This is a genomic window from Bradyrhizobium prioriisuperbiae (genome assembly GCF_032397745.1).
Classification (GTDB): Bacteria; Pseudomonadota; Alphaproteobacteria; order Rhizobiales; family Xanthobacteraceae; genus Bradyrhizobium_A; species Bradyrhizobium_A prioriisuperbiae.
Window position 1 is genome coordinate 8,779,957 of record NZ_CP135921.1, and the last position, 19,474, is coordinate 8,799,430.

The following is a 19,474-nucleotide window of genomic DNA, read 5'->3' on the forward strand; positions in this document are numbered from 1 at the left end:
GGCGAATTTGATATGGACACCCGCGCCCCTGCCGATCCCTCCCCCTGGCTGCCGTTCGAGAGCCGCCGCCGCGCCCGCGACGAAAAGCGCGAAGCGGTGCTGCGCACCGCGGTGCAGGTGTTTCTCGAACAGGGCTATCATCGCGCCACCCTCAACGACGTCGCCGAGCGGCTGAACATCACCAAGCCGGCGCTCTACAATTATTTCGGCGGCAAGGACGAAATCCTGTTCGAATGCTGGGCGGTGGGACAGGAGCGCGTCGATGAATGCATCGCGTCGATCAATGCCGGCGGCGGCAGCGGGCTCGACAAGCTGCGCAAACTGGTGCGGGGCTACGGGGAAATGATGGCGACCGATTTCGGCGCCAGCCTGGTGCGGTTCGACGTTCGCGATCTGACTGAGAAGAACAGCAAGACCGTCCGCGCCGCCAAAAAAGGCATCGACCGCACCTTCCGCAACTACATCGCCGAGGGCATCGCCGACGGTTCGATCAAGCCGTGCGACACCAAGCTGACGGCTTTTGCCATCGCCGGGTCCTTGAACTGGATCGGGCACTGGTATCGCCACGATGGCGCGCTGTCGCCGCAGGCCATCGCCGACGACTTCGCTATCCGGCTGACCGAAGGGTTGGCTTTGAAAACATCCAAAACAAAGACGCTGAGATCGAAATCATCCAAGTCAAACATCAAGTCAAAAAAATAAAGAAGGCGCAAAGCCCCCGCCATAAGCAAACAATCGGGAGGAACAACAGGATGAATGTCACCCACGGCTTGCGACGTGCCTTGCAGATCAACGCCCACGACCTCGCCACGGTATGTGGCGGCCGACGGCGCACCTGGCGCGAGATCGGCGAGCGCGTGCCGCGCCTCGCCGCCGGGCTGCGCTCGCTCGGTGCCACGGAGGGCGAGCGGGTCGCCATCCTGTCACTGAACTCGGACCGCTATCTCGAGCTTTATCTGGCGACCGCCTGGGCCGGCACGGTGATCGTGCCGCTCAACATCCGCTGGAGCCCGCTGGAGAACGAAGACGCGCTACGCGATTGCCGCGCGCGCATTCTCGTGGTCGACAAGGCATTTGCCGCAACGGGCGCCACACTGGCGAAAGCCATTCCCGACCTCAGACTGGTGTATGCCGACGACGGCGAGGCCCCAGCCGGGATGGAGAGTTATGAGACGCTGGTGACGCGCAACGAACCGATTGAAGATGCGATGCGCGTCGGCTCCGACCTCGCCGGCATCTTCTATACCGGCGGCACCACCGGGCGCTCCAAAGGCGTCATGCTCAGTCATGGCAACCTGATGGCCGATGCGCTGAACGCGCTGGGCGAAGGCCTGTTCCCGGGTTCCTCGATCTACCTGCATGCCGCGCCGATGTTCCACCTCGCCAACGGCGCCGCGATGTACTCGCTGATGCTGAGCGGCGGCTCCAATGTGATCATCCAGAGCTTCACCCCCGAGGGGGTGATGGCGGCGGTGCAGGCCGAGCGGGTCAATGTGGTGCTGCTGGTGCCCACCATGATCCAGATGCTGGTGGATCATCCAGCGCTGGCCTCCTATGACATGACCTCGCTGAAAGATATTACTTACGGCGCCTCGCCGATCAGCGAAGCCGTGCTGGATCGCGCTTCGGCCGCATTGCCGCAGACGCGCTTCACCCAGGCCTACGGCATGACCGAGCTGTCGCCGATCGCGACACTGTTGCACTGGACCGATCACATCGGCGATGGCCGCGCCAAGGGCCGTCATCGCGGCGCCGGGCGCGCCACGCTGGGGTGCGAGGTGCGCATTGTCGACCCCGACGATAAACCCGTCGCCAACGGCGAGGTCGGTGAGATCGTCGTGCGCGGCGACAATGTGATGATGGGCTACTGGGAGCGGCCGGAAGAAACCGCCCGCGCCGTGGTCGACGGCTGGATGCACACCGGCGACGGCGGCCGGATGGACGACGACGGCTTCATCTATGTGGTCGACCGGGTCAAGGACATGATCATTTCCGGCGGCGAGAATGTCTATTCCATCGAGGTGGAGAATGCGCTGGCACAGCACCCGGCGGTGGCGCAGTGCGCGGTGATCGGCATTCCCAATACCCAATGGGGCGAGCAGGTGCACGCGGTTGTGGTGACCAAGCCCGGTGTGCAAGTGACCGCCGAAGAGCTGATCGCGTTCAGCAAGACCCTCATTGCCGGCTACAAGTGCCCGCGCAGCGCCGACATCAGCGACAAGCCGCTACCCCTGTCCGGCGCCGGCAAGATCCTCAAGCGCGAACTGCGGGCGCCGTTCTGGGAGAACCAGCAGCGCAGCGTGAGCTGAAACGCAAGGCCGAACCTCGCAGCGACCGGACACCTTTGCTCCCGCCGCGGGGAGCGCGCGTCCGCGAGAACGCAATCAGGACCCGACACCGCGTGCGTCACCAACGCCCCCGGTGGCGCCTTGCGATGCATCCGGCTGCCGTTCATTTGGTCATCAGCCCTATTGAACCATAATCAAATCTATTTAACATAAATAAAAATACACCCCGTCGGCGAAGCGAGGACGATGATGTCTATGCGACGTGCGATCTCGGTTGCAGCGGCGCTGGTGCTCGCCGCAACCGGGACGATGGCCGCCTGCGCAGAGCAAGCAAAGCCGGACCATGTGAAGGTCGGCGTGTTTCCGGTCGCAGCCGCGCTGCCGTATTTCGTGGCGCTGAAACGCGGCTATTTCACCGAAGCCGGCATCGATGCCGAAACCGTCGCGCTCGGCTCGCCCGTGCTGATCGTGCAGGCGATGGTTGCGGGCGCGATCGACGCGACCTCCAATCTCGTGACCATCGAGGGAGCCAATATCAACGTCCGCCGTCCGGGAACGCTGAAATATATCTTCCTGATCGGGCAGAATGCCGACCACATCTTCGAGCAGTTCGTCGCGCGCGCCGACAGCAAGATCCACAGTCTCGCGGATCTCAAGGGAGCCAATCTCTTCACCTCGCCGGGGCCGGCGAATGTGAACCTCTCCAAGGCCATCCTGGCCAAGGCCGGGTTAAAAGAGGGCTTGGACTACCGCATGTCGGAGCTGCCGATGAATCTTCAGCTCGGTGCGCTGAAGGCCGGCAACTTCGACGGTGGCTATACGCTGGAGCCGGTCGCCAGCATGATGACCAAAAGCGGTGTGGTGCGCCGGATCGAAGCCGGGGTGATCTCGACCTATCTGATCGGCGACAAGACCGCCGATGCCTATGCCGCCGGCGCAGCGCTATCGGACGCCTTCATCGCGCAAAGGCCGGATGTCGCGGCTCGCTTCGCCCGGGCGATGTTCAAGGGCATGACCGACGTCGCCCGCGATCCATCCGTGCGGGATTATCTGGTGACGGACATGACCGTGGCTCCCGAGGTGGTCGCCGACGTGCCGATGCCCTATTTCATCGGGACCCGTGATCTCGATAGCAAGCAGATCGCTGATTTTCAGAAATTCATCGATTTCGGCGTCGACATCAAGGTCGTGGCGGGCCCGATCAACGTCAAGACGATGATCGCGCCGTTCTGACAACGGGGCGACGGCGCACGGCCTGATCGCTCAGCATCCACTGCGTGCGACAACCGGATGCTCTCACTCCGCGGCGTCGCGGGCCGGCACGCCCTGCTCGATGTCGAACTGCAGGATATCGTTGAAGCGGTTGAAGGCACCGCATAGCGCGATGCGCCAGGTCAGCTCAACAATCTGCGGCTCGCTGAAATGCAATCTGAGCCGCTCGAAGATCTCGTCCCGGGTTCGATTCCAGTTGTTGGTGACGGCGATCGCGTACTCCACCACCAGCTTGTCGAGGTCGTCGAGCTCGGGATGATCCTTGTAATCAAGCAGCCGTTCCGCGCCCTCTTCCGAGACGCCCTGGATGGCGAGCTTCGGCGCGTGATGCGAGACGCAGTAGGTGCATTTGTTCAACAGCGACACCGTGACCAGCGCCAGTTCGAGGTGGCGCCTGGACAGCACCGCCTCGTCGGCGAGATCGACCAGGAGCGACCAGACATGCCTGAAGATCGGCGGCCGCTGGGCCATGACACCGGCCTGGTTTTCGAACGACCCATAGGTGGTCATCTTGTCCCAGAGCGGACGCAGTTCGGCTGGCAAGTCGTTTTTGGTCTTGATCGATATACGCGACATTCTCTCGGCTCTCTCTTGATCCTGGATTGCTGCGGAGAGTGTCAGGTCGAGCGTACGGGATCAAGCCATGGCCCGGATCGGCGCGAAGCGCGATATCCGGGGAGTTGCCCTCCCCGCATATCGCTTGCGCTCATGCGGGCTACGGATGCGTTGTTTTACGCCTTGTGAAACACCAGCGTGCGCAGCTCGATGCTTTCGCGCGGCGGGACGTTGGCCGGCGTGGTCGGGTCGATGAACGCGGTGTGCGGCCCGAAGCGGGTGCGACCGTCGGTGGCCGAATCGTAGCACTTCAGCAGCAGAGCTTCATCGACACGCATCTCCGGCACATAGAACCAGCGGTGCTCGGGATTGTATTTGACCGAATAGGTTTCACCGCTGCGGTTGGGATAGATCAGGTCGGAGGCGACGAGATCACCGGGCGCCACCGTGGTGCCGTCGCACATCGCCAGCGGCGCGTCGCGCAACGGCCCGCGGATCGGCCGCCACAAATTGATCACCTGGACGCGGCCTTTCAGCAGTTCCTCGGCATCGTCGGGCACGTGCTCGAAGACGCGGTTGCGGCCGGACACGGCGGTCTGGTCGACATGCACCCGAGTGGCGGGCTGGCGCGGCCCGGCGCCGCGCAGGTCGGTGGCTCCCTCGACGCGCTTGCGCACGGTGTGATCGAAGATGACGACGCGATCGGCGCCCAGGGTCTTCTTCAGGAAGGCCTCGATCTCAAGGTAATACACACGCCTGATCTCGTCCTCGTCACCAAAATCCTTCACGGCGGTTTGCTGCTGAACCAGCGCAAAGCCCTGGCGGTCGAGCGAAACCGTGTCGGCGATGGCGCGCACGTCGAAGATCGGCAGGGTATGCGGCTCCGGGAGCGCGGTGGATTTCGGCTTGCCCGGCGGCGGATCGAAGGCATAGGTGCGCGGCTTGCCCGGCGTCGGCGCCAGATAATTCAGTTCCGCGGTGACGAACGGCAGGGATTTGATTGTTGTTTCTTGCAGTCCCATGGTGGTTCCCGATCTGCTTCATGTTGGGCGGATATGTCGCCAAATCTAAATCATGGTGACGCCGCCAAGACCGGCAAGGTGCTGGCAAATAAAAGCAAGGACATCGCAACAAGGTGCCCAATCGGGGAACGATTTGCCGTCTGAAGGCGGCGATGGAGAATGGTCCACGGCCTTGTTCCGGTACCCGGCCCAGGGTGTATGTGCCTCCCGAGCTCACGGCCGCACGGCTGGTGTCTCCATCGGCATGCCGCGGGCGCGCGACATCAAATAGAGCTCAAGCTCCACGAGTTCGGGGGCGCCGTAGTCATAGGCCTGGGCGCGCACGCCGGTGATGCAGCTGCGCAGCCGGCGCTGCAGCGACCCCAGCGACTGCCACTCCAGGCGGTACAGCGGATAACCGGTCGGATGCGCCTGGGTGATGGCGGAGCCGGCAAGATGCTTGTCCCAATTATCGTCATGGCAATTGGTACAGGCGAGATTGAGCTGGCCCTGGCGGCGCATGAACCGTTCGCGGCCGGCAGCGATGAATGGCACCAGACGCGGATCGCTGCCGCCGTCGATCGCAATGCCGCGTGACTGCGTCCCGATCAGTGCGGTCAGCGCCAGCAGTTCGCGGCTTTCAGAGGCGAACGGCGTCGCCTGCTGATGCCGGGTGCGGCAGAGATTGACGCGCTCCGCGAGATCGACCGGGCGCGCGAGCACAGGATCGAACGCGGGATAGCGCGCCGCGACACCGCGCATGCTGGCCTTGGCGTCGCCATGGCAGTCCGCGCATGCGCGCCCGGCATCGCCCGCTTTGGCCGTCCACAGCGCCTCGCCATCCAGCACCCACAGCATTCCGGGATTAGCGGTGTCGTCATTCTGGATTGCCTGGGTGGCCGGCGACATGAAGCTGAAGCCGGAGCGGCGCTCGGCCGGTGAAATCTCGGCGGTAAAACCATGCGTGGCTGCGAGCAGCATGACGCCCAGCATCACGGCCGCGATCGCGCCAACGGCCTTCATTCGACGGCGATGGTCGCGGATGCGGTTTCCAGAAAACCCTTGTCGCCGACCCATTGGAATTCGAAGGTGCCGCTGTCGGTGGCGGTGGTGAAGAACGAGATGAAGGGATTGGCGGAGATGGCGGGGAAGAAGTCAGCGCGAAACACCTCGACGCCGTTATAGCGGCAGACGAAGTTGGTGATGATATCGCGCGGGACGGCCTCGCCGCTCGGGGTGTGGCGAAAGCCGGTCTCCATGATGTGCGACATCAGAGCCTTGATCTCGACGACATCGCCGCGTTGCGCCTTGGCGGGAACATTGATCAGCGCCGGCATCAGCTGGCCTCCTCGACGCACGCTGCCAGTGTCACCACCACGTCGGCGGTGGTCGACCAGAACGAGCCGTCGGACAGCTTCGCGATCGCGGTGATCCGCTGGGTGTCGGCGAGCCGGATCCGGGTGGAGACCTGGGCACGGCCGGCACGAACACCGAGATAGAAATTGCCGACATTGGGCTGCGGGTTCTTCTCGTTGAAGACATGAATGCTGACGACATGGTCATCCGCGGTCATCGGGCTCGCCACCGACACCGTCAGCGGCACGGTGTTGCCATTCTCGACCAGCGGCGGCACGTCCAGCTTCACTTTGCCCGGCCGCACGGTGGCAGTCCCGACCACGTCGCGGATCGCAGCGTTCTGCATCTGCGGCGTCGCCACTGCCGGTCGCAGGCTGACCATGGCGCCCGCGCCGAGCACGGCGCCGCCCGAGAGAGCCAGGAATCGCCGGCGTGTCGCGGATGTCGTTGAAGGTGTCGTCGGATCCGTCATCGGCGTATCGAACTCCTATTCGCGCAGTGTCGCAAGATAGGCCACCACATCCTCAATCTGCTGTGCCGACAGAATCGGCTTGTCTGTCCAGGCGGTGCCGACGCGCGCCAATCCGTCCAGGCGGTAATAGGATGGCATGATCGTCGCGGGATTGAGGTGGGAGGCATCCACCAGCCGCAACCGTAGCTGCCCCTTCGACCAGCGGCTGCCGGTTCCCGCGAGATCCGGCGCAAGATCGCCCTGGAACGCCTTGTCCGCAAATGGCCCGGGGTGGCAGAGCACACACGTGTTCAGGCGATTGGCAACAATACTCCGGCCCTGTGCAGGATCACCGGGCTGGCCTGTGAACGACGTCGGGATCGCATCATCAACCACGAGATAACTTAGCAAGTCGGCCGCATGCGCGCCGCCGGACAGCAGCATCGCTATTAGAGCCATGTGGCACGGTCTAACCAAAAACTTCCGCCGTGATGGTGTCGAACCAGGATTGGGCATAGACCGCCTCGCGGGCGCGGAATTCGCGCGGCGCATCCACCGGGCTGGTGCCGCCGGCGCCCTCGACATCGGCAAGCAGGCCATTCTTCGGCTGATAGACGCCGGCGACCGAGAAGCCATAGTCCGGCGCGGCGAGGCTGTAGCAGGTGTTGATCAGTTTCGGTGCCGCCGGCGCGCCGCCCGCAAGCAGCGTCGCGACCGCGGCCGCGCAGGCCTTGGCCTGGGCATTGGCCGAGAAGGCGGATTTCGGCATGCCGCCGGCGATGCAGGCGTCGCCGATCACATGGACGTTCGGAGCCGTCTTGGATTCGAAGGTCACCGGATCTATGGCACACCAGCCGCTTGCGTCCGCCGCACCCGCAAGCGCGGCGATGCGGCCGGCTTTCTGCGGCGGAATCACGTTGGCCACCTGTGCCGTGTGTTTGCCGAATTCGGTGACGAAGGTTTTGGTCGAAGGGTCGACCGACGTCACCTTGCCGCCTTGCGACAGCGACACCCATTCGATCATGCCAGGATACAGTTCAGTCCAGGCGTTCTGAAACAGCCGCTGCTTGGAAAAAGCGTCCTTGGCATCCAGCACGATCAGCTTGGAGCGCGGCTTCTTGGCTTTCAGATAATACGCAATCAGGCAGGCCCGCTCATAGGGCCCGGGCGGACAGCGATAGGGATTGGCGGGCACCGACATCACCACCAGGCCGCCGTCGTCCATGGCTTCGAGCTGCCGGCGCAGCAACAGCGTCTGCTCGCCGGCCTTCCAGGCGTGCGGCATCACCTCCACCGCGGCTTCGTCATAGCCCGGCAACGCATCGAAGCGCAGGTCGATGCCCGGCGACAGCACCAGCCGGTCGTAGCGCAGCGAAGATCCATCGGCCAGCGTGACCGTTCGCCCCTGCACATCGACGCCGGTCGCCGCCTGCGCCGCAACTGTGATGCCGGCGGCAGCGATCTTGTCGTAGCCAAACCGCTGGGCTTCGATGGCGCGGAAACCACCAATGACGTCGTTGCTGAAGGGGCAGGCCGTGAAGGTCTTGTTCGGCTCGAGCAGCGTCACCTGCAGTTTCGGGGCGAGCCATTTGAGCGCCCGTGCACAGCTTGCCCCACCGAAGCCGCCGCCGATCACAACCACGTTGGCGCTGGCCTGCGCGAATGACGGCCGCGCCAGTGCCAGCGAGGCGGCAGCCCCGCCCACAAACGCACGCCGGGTGGTGCGATATCTCCTGCTCATCGCCGCCCCCTATTTCTGCCCAGCGAGCCACGCCGCGATCGGGCGCAGCTCGTCGTCGGAATAGCCCTTGGCGATCCGCCCCATCACGGTGGCGGGCCGCGAGCCGTCGCGGAACGCCGCGATCAAAGTGAGGATCTCGCCGGCATCGCGGCCGGTGATCCGCGGCACCGCGGCTGCCGACGCGCCATGGCAGCCCGAGCACGACGCCGCGCCCGTCGGTGGCAGCGACGCGGCGCAGGCCGGCGCAGCCGATGCGCCGACTGCCGCGATCAGAAGCACCATCGACAAAAATTTCATGCAGAACGTCCGATCCGATGCGGCAGCCATGATGGCTGCCGCATGTCAGTCACGTCGCCCCATCCCATTACGCGAACAGGATGTCATGGTTCTTCAACGGCACCGAGCGGATGCGTTTGCCGGTGGCGGCGAAGAATGCGTTGAGCACCGCAGGCGCCGCAACGCAGATGGTCGGCTCACCGACGCCGCCCCAGAAGCCGCCGCTCGGCATCAAGATCGCCTCCACCTTCGGCATCTCGGCGATCCGCATCGAGTTGTAGGTGTCGAAGTTCTCCTGCTCGACACGGCCGTCCTTGATGGTGATCTCGCCGTAGAGCAGCGCCGAAAGACCGTAGACGAAAGAGCCCGCGACCTGGCGTTCGATCTGCGCCGGGTTCACGGCGTAACCGGGATCGGTGGCCGCGACGATGCGGTGCACCTTGATCTTGTTGCCGTCAGTCACAGAGATTTCAGTGGCGGCGGCAACGTAACTACCGAAGCCCATATGCTGGCAGAGACCGCGGAACACGCCCTGCGGCGGCGGAGTATCCCAGCCGATCTTTTCCGCAACCGCGTTGAGCACGGCGAGGTGCTTGGGATGATTGGCCATCAGCTTGCGCCGGAACGCGAGCGGATCCTGTCCGGCCGATTTGGCGAGCTCATCCATGAAGCATTCGAGGTAAATGGCGTTGTGATTGACATTGACGCCACGCCAGAAGCCCGGCGGCACATGCGGATTGCGCATGGAGTGATCGATCAGGAGATTCGGCACGCTGTAGCCGAACGCCGCTTCGCCGGTCGGATTGAGGCCCTGGAACGTGACCGTATCCTTGCCGTTCTGCAGGTTGTTGGGAAACACACTGGCGATGATCGACTGACCGGAGATGCGCATATGCAGGCCGGTCAGGTTGTTGTCGGCATCGAACGCGCCGGTGAGCTTGCACTGGGTGATTGGGTGGTACTTGCCGTGCAGCATGTCTTCTTCGCGCGACCACAACAGCTTGACCGGCGTGCCCGGCATCTGCTTGGCGATCGCCACCGCCTGGCGGACATAGTCGGTCATGCCGCGCCGGCCGAAGCCACCGCCGAGCATCACCTTGTGCACCTCGCACTTCTCCGCCGGCAGGCCGGAGGCTTCCGTGGTCGCAGCGAAGGCCGCTTCGCCGTTCTGGGTGCCGGTCCAGACCTCGCACTTGTCAGGCGTGTAGAGCACCGTGGCGTTGAGCGGCTCCATCGCCGCATGGTTCTGGTAGGGATAGGAATACACCGCCTCGACCTTGCGGGCAGCACCCGCGATCGCGGCCTTGACGTCGCCGTTCTGATTGCCCACGAACGCCGGCTGCGCCGGGTCGAGGCCTTCCTCCAGCCATTTGGCGATCGAGGCGCTGGTCACCCTGGCGTTGTCGCCCTCGTCCCAGACGATCGGCAGGGCATCGAGCGCGGTCTTGGCGTGCCACCAGGTGTCGGCCACCACCGCCACCGCGGTGTCGCCAACCCGGACGACTTTCTTGATGCCCTTCATGCCGGCAATCTTGGCCTCGTCGTAGCTCTTCAGCTTGCCGCCGAACACCGGGCAATCCTTGATCGCAGCATTGAGCAAACCCGGCAGCTTGATATCGGCGCCATAGATCATCTTGCCGGTGGTCTTGTCCTCGGTGTCGAGCCGCTTCAGCGGCTTGCCGGCAATGGTCCAGTCCTTGGGATCCTTGAGCTTGACGTCGGCCGGCGGCGTCAGCTTGGCAGCGGCTTCCGCCACCTTGCCGTAGGTGGTGGTCCGATTCGACGGCGTGTGAGTGATGATGCTGTTGGCCGCGGTGCATTCGGTAACAGGGACTTTCCAGCTCTCGGCGGCGGCCTGGATCAGCATCATGCGTGCGGCGGCGCCGCCCTTGCGCACATAATCCTGCGAGGTGCGGATGCCGCGGCTGCCGCCGGTGGAGAAATCGCCCCACACCCGCTTGCGTGCCACGCTCTCGCCGGGGGTGGGATATTCGGTGGTGACTTTCGACCAGTCGCACTGCAACTCCTCGGCGACAAGCTGCGCCAGCCCGGTGAGGGTGCCCTGCCCCATCTCGGAGCGGGCGACGCGGATCACGACCGTATCGTCGGGCCGGATCACGACCCAGGCGTTGACCTCGGGCGAACCGTCCGCGGCGCGAACCACGGTCGGACCACCGAAGGGAATGTCGAGCCCAAGGGCGAGACCGCCACCGGCGACGGTGGCGCCGACCACGAAAGCCCGGCGGCTGAGCGAACGAGTTGCTGTCATCATCTTGTTCATGACGGCCCCCTTACGCGTTCGCCGCGGCGTGGATCGCTTCGCGCACCTGCGCGAAGGTGCCGCACCGGCAGATGTTGGTAATGGCCTCGTCGATGTCCTTGTCGGTGGGCTTCGGCTTCTCCTTCAGGAGCGCCGCCACCGCCATGATCATGCCGCTCTGGCAATAGCCGCATTGTGGAACATCGTTGGCCACCCAGGCCTGCTGCACCTTGTGCAGGGGACCGCCCGCGGCCAGCCCCTCAATGGTGATGATCTGTTTGCCGACCACGTCAGACACCTGCATGCTGCAGGATCGGGTGGCTTCGCCGTCGATATGGACGGTGCAGGCGCCGCATTGTGCAATGCCGCAGCCGTATTTGGTCCCGGTCAGGCCGACCAGCTCCCGGATGGCCCAGAGCAGCGGCATATCCGGCTCTGCGTCGATATCGTAGGTTTTCCCGTTGATCGTGAGGACTGGCATCGTTTCTTCCTCTTGCCCGGCGACATGTTCGCCCCTGGAAGTCCGATGGTGACCCGGGATCTGGAATTGTTCAAATCAAGATTTCTCGTGCGCCTCTGCCCCGTCTCGTCAGGCGACGATTGGTACCTTTGGTTCAAACTGAGCGGCGCAGGCGCGCCCACGTCCATAAATAAAGTAATGCAATCAAAAGCACCGGCTGACGACGGGATGATGTCATTCCGCCTTGATGCCGGCCTCGGCGATGACCTTGCCCCACTTGGCCGTCTCGGAGCGGATGAAGTCGGCAAACCCCTGGGGTGACGAGGGCGACGGCTCCGCGCCGAGCAACTGGATCTTCTCGATCACACCGGGATCCTTCAGCGCCTTGACGAAAGCGGCATTGAGCCGGGTGATGATCTCGGGCGCTGTGCCCGCGCGCGCAACCACCCCGAACCATCCGACCGCGGCGAAATCCTTCAGGCCGAGTTCGGCCAGTGAGGCCGTAGCGGGCAAGAAGCTGACGCGCTTGGCCGCCGACACACCGAGCGCCTTGAGCCTGCCTTCGCGGATCAGTTGCAGCGATGACGGGAAATCCAGCACTGCGAGCGGAATGTGCCCCGCAAGCACATCGACGGCGGTGGGCGCAGAGCCGCGATAGGGCACGAGCTTGACCCTGGCCTGCGCCTTCTGGGCGAACAGCGCAGCGGTGAGATGCATCGCGGTGCCGTTGCCGCCATGGCCGATCGACAATTCGTCGGGTTTGGATTTCGCAAACGCGATAATCCCGTCCACCGAGGACACCGGCGCTCGTTCCGACGCCACCAGCACGAACGGGATTTCGGCCAGCAGCGTGATCGGCGCCAGGTCCTTGAGCGGATCGAACGGCATCGCATTGTTCAGATGCGGGTTGACCGTGAGCACGCCGGCCGCGGCGACGCCGAGAGTGTAACCATCGGCCGGCGCCTGCACCACCGCCCCGATGCCGATATTGCCGCCAGCCCCAGATCGGTTTTCGATCACGATGGGCTGCTGCAACTCCGCCGACAAAATCGGCTGCAGCGCCCGGATCACCACGTCGGCACTGCCGCCCGGCGGAAAGGTGACGATCAGCTTGATCGGCTGATCGGGATAGGCCATCGCCGGCCGTGGCCCCATCGCCAGGACCAGCAACAGCAACGATAGCCATATCTCAGAGCGACATGCCGTGCGTCCGCGGAATCCGCGCATCTCGTTATCCTCCCCAAAACGGCCGGTTGTCCGGCTCATGCAGCGCGTAAGGCGCCTCGTATTCGGTCGATCAGTGCATCGGCATCCGCCGGGGCAGTGTTACCGCGCCAGGCGATATGCTGATCGGGCCGCGCCAGGATCAACACCTCGCCGCAGACACCTGCCTCGGCGGCGTCGATATCCAGCAGCGTCATCGGCAGATTGCGCTTCGCAGCCGCGCCGAGCAACGGCGTCGCATCGACAGCCGGATCGCGCCGGATCAGCGTGTACAGCGGCCCGAACGCGTCATAGAGCGAGCGGCGGTCCCGCAGCCACAGATGCGGGACCCGCGCGCCCGGAACGGTCGACGGCTCGAAACCTCCCATGGTGTAGGGCGGCGGTGTCTCGCCGTCATAGGCGATCAGCGGCGAGCGATCATAATAGTAGCCGAAATTCAGGCCGGCGCAGCAATATTGCTGGACGTTCAGATCGTAAGCCGCCTGGCCCAACGCCGCACGGGCGGCATCCGCCGCGGGGCCATCGGCCTCGATATCCCCGGGCACATCGCGACGCTGGCTCATGATCGCCAGCGCATGGTTCATCGCGAAATGCGACACCTGTTCGGTGATGGGCTGGCGTTCCGCCTCGTAGGCATCAAGGATACCGGCTGCGGCCCAGCCGTTGAGATGCGCTGCCAAGAGCCAGCTGAGATTGGCGGCATCCGCGATGCCGGCATTCATGCCGTAGCCCGCATACGGAATCCATAAGTGTGCGGCATCGCCGCAGATGAAGGCGCGGCGGTCACGAAAGCGGTCCGCGACCAGACGACGGCCAACCCAGTCTTCCTTGCTGATCACGCGGTACGGGAAATTCTCGTCAACTCCAAGGATGTTGCGGATCGCCCAGTCGCGATCGACGGAGTCGAATTCCAGTTCGTCGGGCTTGAGATGGTTGTGCACCAGCCATTTGTCGTGGCCATCGATCGCAACCGTGGTGCCGCAGCGGCGCGGATTGAGCGACAGCACCATCCAGGCCGGCGTATGCGCCGCCATCAGATGCTTGAGCTGCGGCGCTTCGATGAAAGTCGACTGCACCCGTTGCACCACCGGCGTGCCGGTCAGGCTGGCGCCGATCAGCCGGCGCACCATGGACTTTCCGCCATCACACCCGATCACATAGGATGCCGAGATATGAAAGGAACTATGGGCGTCAAGCTCGCGCGCCGTCGCCACCACCTCATCGTCCGTCTGCGTGAAATCCTCGATCTGTGTGCGTGACAGGACGCGGATTCGCGGATGCGACGCCGCATTGCGAAACAGGATCGGTTCGAGATAGATCTGGTTGATGCGGTGCGGCGGCTCCGGCGTCGGCCACCAGGTGTCCGGCCCGCCGGTGGCGACATAACGTAACGCGCGGCTGGGAATCGGGATGCGTGACAATTCGCGGCCGGTCGCCGTGGTCCGGTACGAGCAGTCGTTGGGAAAGTCGGCTGGCAGGCCCGCATTTCTGATCTCGCCGACCATGCCGAGCCGCCGGAACACTTCCATTGAGCGCGCCGACACATGATTGCATTTCACGCTCGGCGGCTCGCCAGGCCTGCGGACTTCGGCGACCACCACGTCGATGCCGCGCGAGGCGAGATCCATCGCCGCCGTGAGGCCGACCGGCCCCGCGCCCACCACCAGCACCGTTGTCTCGATCTCCAGCATCGTTGTCCCTCGGCGCGCCCAGCGCGATTCACGCCACCGGTTTGATTCTAGGCTTTGGGAGGTTCATAAATGTAGGTGGAAAATTTTGATTAATTCATGAGAGATTCATATGAATGCATCGCTGCGGCACCTGCAGGCTTTCATCCTGGTCTACCGACTCCGCAGCCTGACGCGGGCCGCGCAGGAGATGAGGGTGACGCAATCGGCGGTCAGCATCCTGATCCGCCAGATGGAAGAGATGTTCGGTCTGCGCCTGTTCGACCGCACCACCCGCGTGCTCAACCCAACTCCCGCCGCAGTCGCGGCCTTTCCGCTGGCGGAACGGATCGTCGGCGATGCATCGGGCCTTGCACAGCAGATGCGAGACCTGGCCGAGGCGAAAAGCGGACGCGTGGTGTTCGCGGTATCGGCAGGGGCTGCGTCCGCCCTGCTGCCCGACATCATCGGGGCCTTTCGCGAAAGACATCCCGCGATCGAGATCGTGATGTACGACGTTGCGGCCGATCAGCTGACGACGAGCGTTGCCGCGGCCGACGTCGAGTTCGGCATCGGCAGCGTCGAGGAAGGCGGCCCCGATCTCACTGTTGAGCCGCTGATGCGCGGCCGTCTCAGCGCCATCGGGCGCAAGGACGGCAGCTTCGAAAACCGGCGGCAGATCAGCTGGGACCGGCTGGCCGGCATGACCATCATCGCCATGCGGCGCGATACGCGGATCCGCGCGCAGATCGACCATGCGCTGACTCGGCAGCACAAGCGGCTGTCCCCGACCTATGAAGTCTCGCTGATCAACACCGCGCTCGCCATGAGCGCACACGGCATCGGCATCTCCATCCTGCCCGCACACATGCTGCCACCGTTGCAGTTCCCCTCGCTGGTGGCGGTTCCGCTGGTCGAGCCGACGATCGATCGACCGCTGTCGCTGATCCGGCGCTCGGGGCGAAGCCTGTCGCCCGCTGCCGAAAACTTCATCAAAACGGCTCGGCAGCAGATCCGATTGCGCGGCGCACACAAGTCATCGTCCTGACATCCCGGTTCATGCACGGGAACTTGATGGGAAGGTCCCGTGCCTGGTGATCAGCTGATCACATTTGATGGAACGGCGCTGCACACCCGCCGGACCCGGCTGACGAGTCCGCCTGAGCTGGTCTAGTCTCTGCCTGCCGACCCGACATCAAGTTCGGGCGCATTCAGGGAGACAAAGCCGTGAGCAGCAACCTGACAGAAGAAGAACTGGCCGCACTGATGCCGTCCGAATTCTGCGAATACCGGACGCCGATTCCGACCCAGATCGTATCCAGCGATGAATTCTATCCCGATCCCCAGAACGAACGGCAGCGCGAGGTCGAGAACCGGATGCTGGCGATGGCCGACGAGCTCGGCGGCAAACAAGGCCTCGACCGACGCCGCTTCTTCCAGAGCGCGGCCGGCATGGCCGCTGCCTATCTTGCCATGAACGAAGTCTACGGCCCGCTGTTCGACGTCAGCCGGGCTGAGGCCGCGACGCCGGCGATGGCCCAGGAGCGCGCCGACGCGCTCAAGGACCAGTTCATCATGGACATGCACACCCATTTCCTGCGCGACGACACCCGCATCATGAATTTCGTCGCGATGCGCAACGCGGTCGGCAAGGCCGGCTGGAACAAGCAGCTCGCGGATCGCGAGCAGACCATCGAGGACCTGAAGTTCAACAACTACAAGAAGGAGATGTTTCTCGACAGCGACACCAAGATCGCGCTGATCTCCTCCGCTCCCTCCGACATCGAGCAGGACTGGTTCCTGACCAACGAGCAGATCGCCGCCGCCCGCAAGTCGATCAATGACGAAGCGGGATCGCGCCGGGTGTTTGCGCATGCGATCTTCACACCGGGCCAGCCAGGCTGGCTCGACAAGCTGGACGCGGCGCTGGCGCTGAACCCGGAATCCTGCAAGGGCTACACCATCGGCGACAACACCCACAAGGAGATCAGCCGCTATCCCTGGCGGCTGGACGACGAGAAGGTGACCTACAAAGGCTATGAGAAGATGGTCGCCGCCGGCATCAAGAACGTCTGCGTGCACAAGGGCCTGTTCCCGCCGGGAGTCGAGAAGCAGTATCCGAACCTGCGCGGCTTCGCCGACGTCGCCGATGTCGGACAAGCGGCGAAGGACTGGCCGCAGCTCAACTTCGTCATCTACCACTCGGCCTACCGCCATGTCGGCGGCGATCCGAAGCAGGCGCTGGCGGAATTCGAGCGCACCGGGCGGATCTCCTGGACCAGCGACCTCGCGGATATCCCGGCGCAATACGGCGTCAACAACGTCTATGGCGACGTCGGGCAATTGTTCGCGACGACGCTCGTGGCCGAGCCCAATGTCTGCGCCGCACTGATGGGAACCCTGATCAAGGGCCTCGGCGTCGATCACGTCTGCTGGGGCACCGACGCACTGTGGACCGGCGGACCGCAGTGGCAGATCGAGGGCCTGCGCCGGCTGGAAATCCCCGAGGCGATGCAGAAGAAACACGGCTACGCGCCGCTCGGCGCCGCCGACGGGCCGGTGAAGACCGCAATCTTCAGCGGCAACAACGCACGGCTCTACAACATCAACCCCAAGAAGGCGATGCTGGATATCAAGGGCGACCGCTTTGCCGCCATGAAAGCCGACTACGAGAAGAACGGCGTGGAGCCATCCAACACGCGTTACGGTTACGTGGTGCCCAACGGGCCCGTCGATCACACCGTGTTCGCGTAGGCGATCCCGTCTAGGTTACATCAGATGCCCCGGCCACGCGGCCGGGGCATCACGATAGCCATACAGAACGTGCTTCCATGCTTCTTTGACTATGACCGGCGATCATACACGTCCTGAAATAGCAGCATGCGCGCCAGATGGCGCTCATTGTTGCGCGGGAAGCCGCATTGCGGCGCAAATTGATCGGCTTCACGATAGGTGCCGAACAGCCGATCCCAGATCGGCAGGTCACCATAATTCCCAGCATGGATGCCCAGCTCATGGTGCAGCGAGTGCATCTCCGGAGTCTGGATGACATATTTCAGCCAGCGCGGAGACTTGAAATTGGAGTGATAGAAGAACTCGCCGACCGCGGCGAACATGTTGAACCACATCGAGCCCTCGATCGAGCAGCCCAGCAGCGGAAAGAGGATGACGGCCGCAAGCGCGCCGTCGGCCAGGATCTCGATTGGGTGCTTATAGAATGATGTGATGGTCCCGATCCGGGCCGGAGAATGGTGAACCTGATGAAACAGCACCCACCATCCATTCATGTGACGGATCCGGTGCCACCAATAGCAAAAGAACGTGCCGATAAACCAACTGGCAAATCCCTCGAGCACCGGCGACTGCAACGCCCTCAGATCGAACAGCGACGCATTTCCGAACAGGTGGATCCAGAGTCTGCAAGTGGCCAGGGTGATGCCGACCTGAAACAGCGCAATCAGCAGCGCACGGCCGTACCATCCCGGCGCATTGGGCAATTCCCGGCCTGGCGCAAGCCGCTCCAGGGTCATGAAAGCAATGGCTGCCAATACGATCAGCAGCGATGTGAGGATGAGGGATGTCATGGCGGATCACCTCGTGTGAGGATCCGGAACCAGCACCGGCGCCGGATCGCTGAGTGCCGTCATCACAACAGCACCCGAGCTTCCGCCGGTCGATGACACGTACGTGCTAGAGGAGAATCCCGAATCGGGATGGGCCTTTCGGCAAGACCTTGACCTATTTCAGAGCCGCGATCAGCTGACTGCGCTTGCTGATGCCCAACCGATCGTAGATGCCACGAAAATGATTTCCCACGGTATGTTCGGAGATCCCAAGACGTGACGCGATGGTCTTGTCAGGTAGTCCGATCAGCGCCAAATCGACCAGCTGCCTCTGGCGATCGGTCAGCCTCGCAAGGTCGATCGGAGACTTCGCGACCTGTTCGGTCGCAAGAAACAACGCGTGAAGCACCGGAGCGATCAGATTGAGCGAAGCCCGCGTGTTGACAGGATCATCCGCTGTAACGCCGGAGAAGCTGATATAGGTGCCGGTATTGGCGAAGGGATCAATGACACCATGGGCAGCGATGACGCCAAGCGAGAAGTGCCTGATTTCCTCGAGTTCGCGATCGGTGGCGAAGGCCGGCGGGTGTTCGGGATCCAGGATGAAGGCCGCGCGATTTTGCACCCACCACGCGAAGCAGCCTCGCAACGTCAGGTCGAACGCATCTTCGAGGCTTGCAACGAAGTCAGGCTGATGGCCTGACGTCAGCAGGTTGCGCATGCGGATGCGGCCGCCAGACAGGCGGCCATAGCCCCCGAGGAAGCGCTGAAAAGGAAAAAAGCGGCGCAGCGGCCCTTCGACCCAACTCAGAATGTCAGCCTCAGTCATCGATCCCGAAGGAACTGCGTTCAGCGCCTCAATCCAGGCCTTCAGATTCCGATCCGACCGGTCTGCCAAGACTCTCTCCGCTTCGTCCGATCTCAAAACAGACGCTGCGTTCATCCTAGAGCAAGTCCAGGGATCCCGCATCAGCGAAGAGTCCGATCACCCCGACAGGAAGACCTGTGGAGATACGCCCTACTCCGGCAGCAACACCTCAATATGGTCCCCCACCACGCGGGTTCGGAACGTTTCCAGATCGGTTTCCGCAGGGCTCGACAGCACCTCTCCTGTCTTGATGTCGAAGCGCGCGCCGTGGAGCGGACATTCGATTTCACAGCCCTCCAGAAATCCGTCCGTCAGCAGCGCCTGCTCATGGGTGCAGATGTTCGATGTCGCATAATAGGTGCCGTCCACCAGGTAGACGGCAATCTCGTGCTGCCGCAGCGAACAGCCCACCGGCTCGCCGGCTTTGACGTCGGAGACCGCAACCGCGATCTCCCATTTCCCGGCCCCATCGCTATCGGACATTGTCACTCT

The 19,474-nt window shown here is 63.5% G+C and carries 20 protein-coding genes; 5 read left to right on the forward strand and 15 right to left on the reverse strand.

Annotation, left to right across the window (positions count from 1 at the left end; all coding sequences use genetic code 11):
* Nucleotides 1-12 precede the first annotated feature (12 nt).
* From RS897_RS40745 to RS897_RS40755, 3 genes are all read left to right on the forward strand, one after another.
* On the forward strand, nt 13-702 hold the full coding sequence (locus RS897_RS40745) for a TetR/AcrR family transcriptional regulator (RefSeq protein ID WP_315834300.1): 690 nt from the start codon (nt 13-15) through the stop codon (nt 700-702).
* A 50-nt stretch (nt 703-752) separates the two neighbouring features.
* Nucleotides 753-2,309, forward strand: coding sequence for a long-chain-fatty-acid--CoA ligase (locus RS897_RS40750; protein ID WP_315834301.1), 1,557 nt, complete (start codon nt 753-755; stop codon nt 2,307-2,309).
* Between the two features lie 228 nt (nt 2,310-2,537).
* Nucleotides 2,538-3,521 carry an ABC transporter substrate-binding protein gene (locus RS897_RS40755; protein ID WP_315834302.1) on the forward strand — a complete coding sequence of 328 codons (984 nt, stop codon included), beginning with the start codon at nt 2,538-2,540 and terminating at the stop codon, nt 3,519-3,521.
* A 63-nt stretch (nt 3,522-3,584) separates the two neighbouring features.
* Here RS897_RS40755 and RS897_RS40760 read toward each other — a convergent pair whose 3' ends face one another.
* From RS897_RS40760 to RS897_RS40815, 12 genes are all read right to left on the reverse strand, one after another.
* Complete coding sequence (locus RS897_RS40760; RefSeq protein ID WP_315834303.1) at nt 3,585-4,136, reverse strand: carboxymuconolactone decarboxylase family protein; 552 nt, start codon at nt 4,134-4,136, stop codon at nt 3,585-3,587.
* Nucleotides 4,137-4,291: 155 nt separating this feature from the next.
* On the reverse strand, nt 4,292-5,137 hold the full coding sequence (locus RS897_RS40765; protein ID WP_315834304.1) for a CmcJ/NvfI family oxidoreductase: 846 nt from the start codon (nt 5,135-5,137) through the stop codon (nt 4,292-4,294).
* A 213-nt stretch (nt 5,138-5,350) separates the two neighbouring features.
* Entirely contained in the window at nt 5,351-6,097 is a 747-nt protein-coding gene (soxA, locus tag RS897_RS40770; protein ID WP_315838911.1) for a sulfur oxidation c-type cytochrome SoxA, read from the reverse strand.
* Between the two features lie 38 nt (nt 6,098-6,135).
* Entirely contained in the window at nt 6,136-6,453 is a 318-nt protein-coding gene (soxZ, locus tag RS897_RS40775; protein WP_315834305.1) for a thiosulfate oxidation carrier complex protein SoxZ, read from the reverse strand.
* Nucleotides 6,453-6,944: a SoxY-related AACIE arm protein gene (locus RS897_RS40780; protein WP_315834306.1), complete on the reverse strand. Its 492-nt coding sequence runs from the start codon at nt 6,942-6,944 to the stop codon at nt 6,453-6,455. Before RS897_RS40780 ends, soxZ begins: the two co-directional genes overlap by 1 nt.
* A gap of 15 nt (nt 6,945-6,959) precedes the next feature.
* Nucleotides 6,960-7,367 (reverse strand): sulfur oxidation c-type cytochrome SoxX, encoded by a 408-nt coding sequence (soxX, locus tag RS897_RS40785; RefSeq protein WP_315834307.1) that lies wholly within the window; start codon nt 7,365-7,367, stop codon nt 6,960-6,962.
* Between the two features lie 25 nt (nt 7,368-7,392).
* Nucleotides 7,393-8,664, reverse strand: coding sequence for an FCSD flavin-binding domain-containing protein (locus tag RS897_RS40790; protein WP_315834308.1), 1,272 nt, complete (start codon nt 8,662-8,664; stop codon nt 7,393-7,395).
* A gap of 9 nt (nt 8,665-8,673) precedes the next feature.
* Nucleotides 8,674-8,961: a c-type cytochrome gene (locus tag RS897_RS40795; RefSeq protein WP_315834309.1), complete on the reverse strand. Its 288-nt coding sequence runs from the start codon at nt 8,959-8,961 to the stop codon at nt 8,674-8,676.
* A 67-nt stretch (nt 8,962-9,028) separates the two neighbouring features.
* Nucleotides 9,029-11,221, reverse strand: a complete 2,193-nt coding sequence (locus RS897_RS40800; protein WP_315834310.1) for a xanthine dehydrogenase family protein molybdopterin-binding subunit — start codon at nt 11,219-11,221, stop codon at nt 9,029-9,031.
* Between the two features lie 10 nt (nt 11,222-11,231).
* Nucleotides 11,232-11,681, reverse strand: coding sequence for a (2Fe-2S)-binding protein (locus RS897_RS40805; RefSeq protein WP_315834311.1), 450 nt, complete (start codon nt 11,679-11,681; stop codon nt 11,232-11,234).
* A gap of 213 nt (nt 11,682-11,894) precedes the next feature.
* Nucleotides 11,895-12,836 carry a Bug family tripartite tricarboxylate transporter substrate binding protein gene (locus RS897_RS40810; protein ID WP_315834312.1) on the reverse strand — a complete coding sequence of 314 codons (942 nt, stop codon included), beginning with the start codon at nt 12,834-12,836 and terminating at the stop codon, nt 11,895-11,897.
* An 86-nt stretch (nt 12,837-12,922) separates the two neighbouring features.
* On the reverse strand, nt 12,923-14,575 hold the full coding sequence (locus tag RS897_RS40815) for an FAD-dependent oxidoreductase (RefSeq protein ID WP_315834313.1): 1,653 nt from the start codon (nt 14,573-14,575) through the stop codon (nt 12,923-12,925).
* Between the two features lie 109 nt (nt 14,576-14,684).
* On the opposite strand from RS897_RS40815, the gene RS897_RS40820 reads away from it, so the two are divergent.
* Nucleotides 14,685-15,599 (forward strand): LysR family transcriptional regulator, encoded by a 915-nt coding sequence (locus RS897_RS40820; RefSeq protein WP_315834314.1) that lies wholly within the window; start codon nt 14,685-14,687, stop codon nt 15,597-15,599.
* A 179-nt stretch (nt 15,600-15,778) separates the two neighbouring features.
* Nucleotides 15,779-17,305 carry an amidohydrolase family protein gene (locus RS897_RS40825; RefSeq protein WP_315834315.1) on the forward strand — a complete coding sequence of 509 codons (1,527 nt, stop codon included), beginning with the start codon at nt 15,779-15,781 and terminating at the stop codon, nt 17,303-17,305.
* Between the two features lie 89 nt (nt 17,306-17,394).
* Here RS897_RS40825 and RS897_RS40830 read toward each other — a convergent pair whose 3' ends face one another.
* From RS897_RS40830 to RS897_RS40840, 3 genes are all read right to left on the reverse strand, one after another.
* Entirely contained in the window at nt 17,395-18,135 is a 741-nt protein-coding gene (locus RS897_RS40830) for a sterol desaturase family protein (protein WP_315834316.1), read from the reverse strand.
* Nucleotides 18,136-18,289: 154 nt separating this feature from the next.
* Nucleotides 18,290-19,084: a helix-turn-helix transcriptional regulator gene (locus RS897_RS40835; protein ID WP_315834317.1), complete on the reverse strand. Its 795-nt coding sequence runs from the start codon at nt 19,082-19,084 to the stop codon at nt 18,290-18,292.
* A gap of 48 nt (nt 19,085-19,132) precedes the next feature.
* Nucleotides 19,133-19,465: a non-heme iron oxygenase ferredoxin subunit gene (locus tag RS897_RS40840; RefSeq protein ID WP_315834318.1), complete on the reverse strand. Its 333-nt coding sequence runs from the start codon at nt 19,463-19,465 to the stop codon at nt 19,133-19,135.
* Nucleotides 19,466-19,474 lie beyond the last annotated feature (9 nt).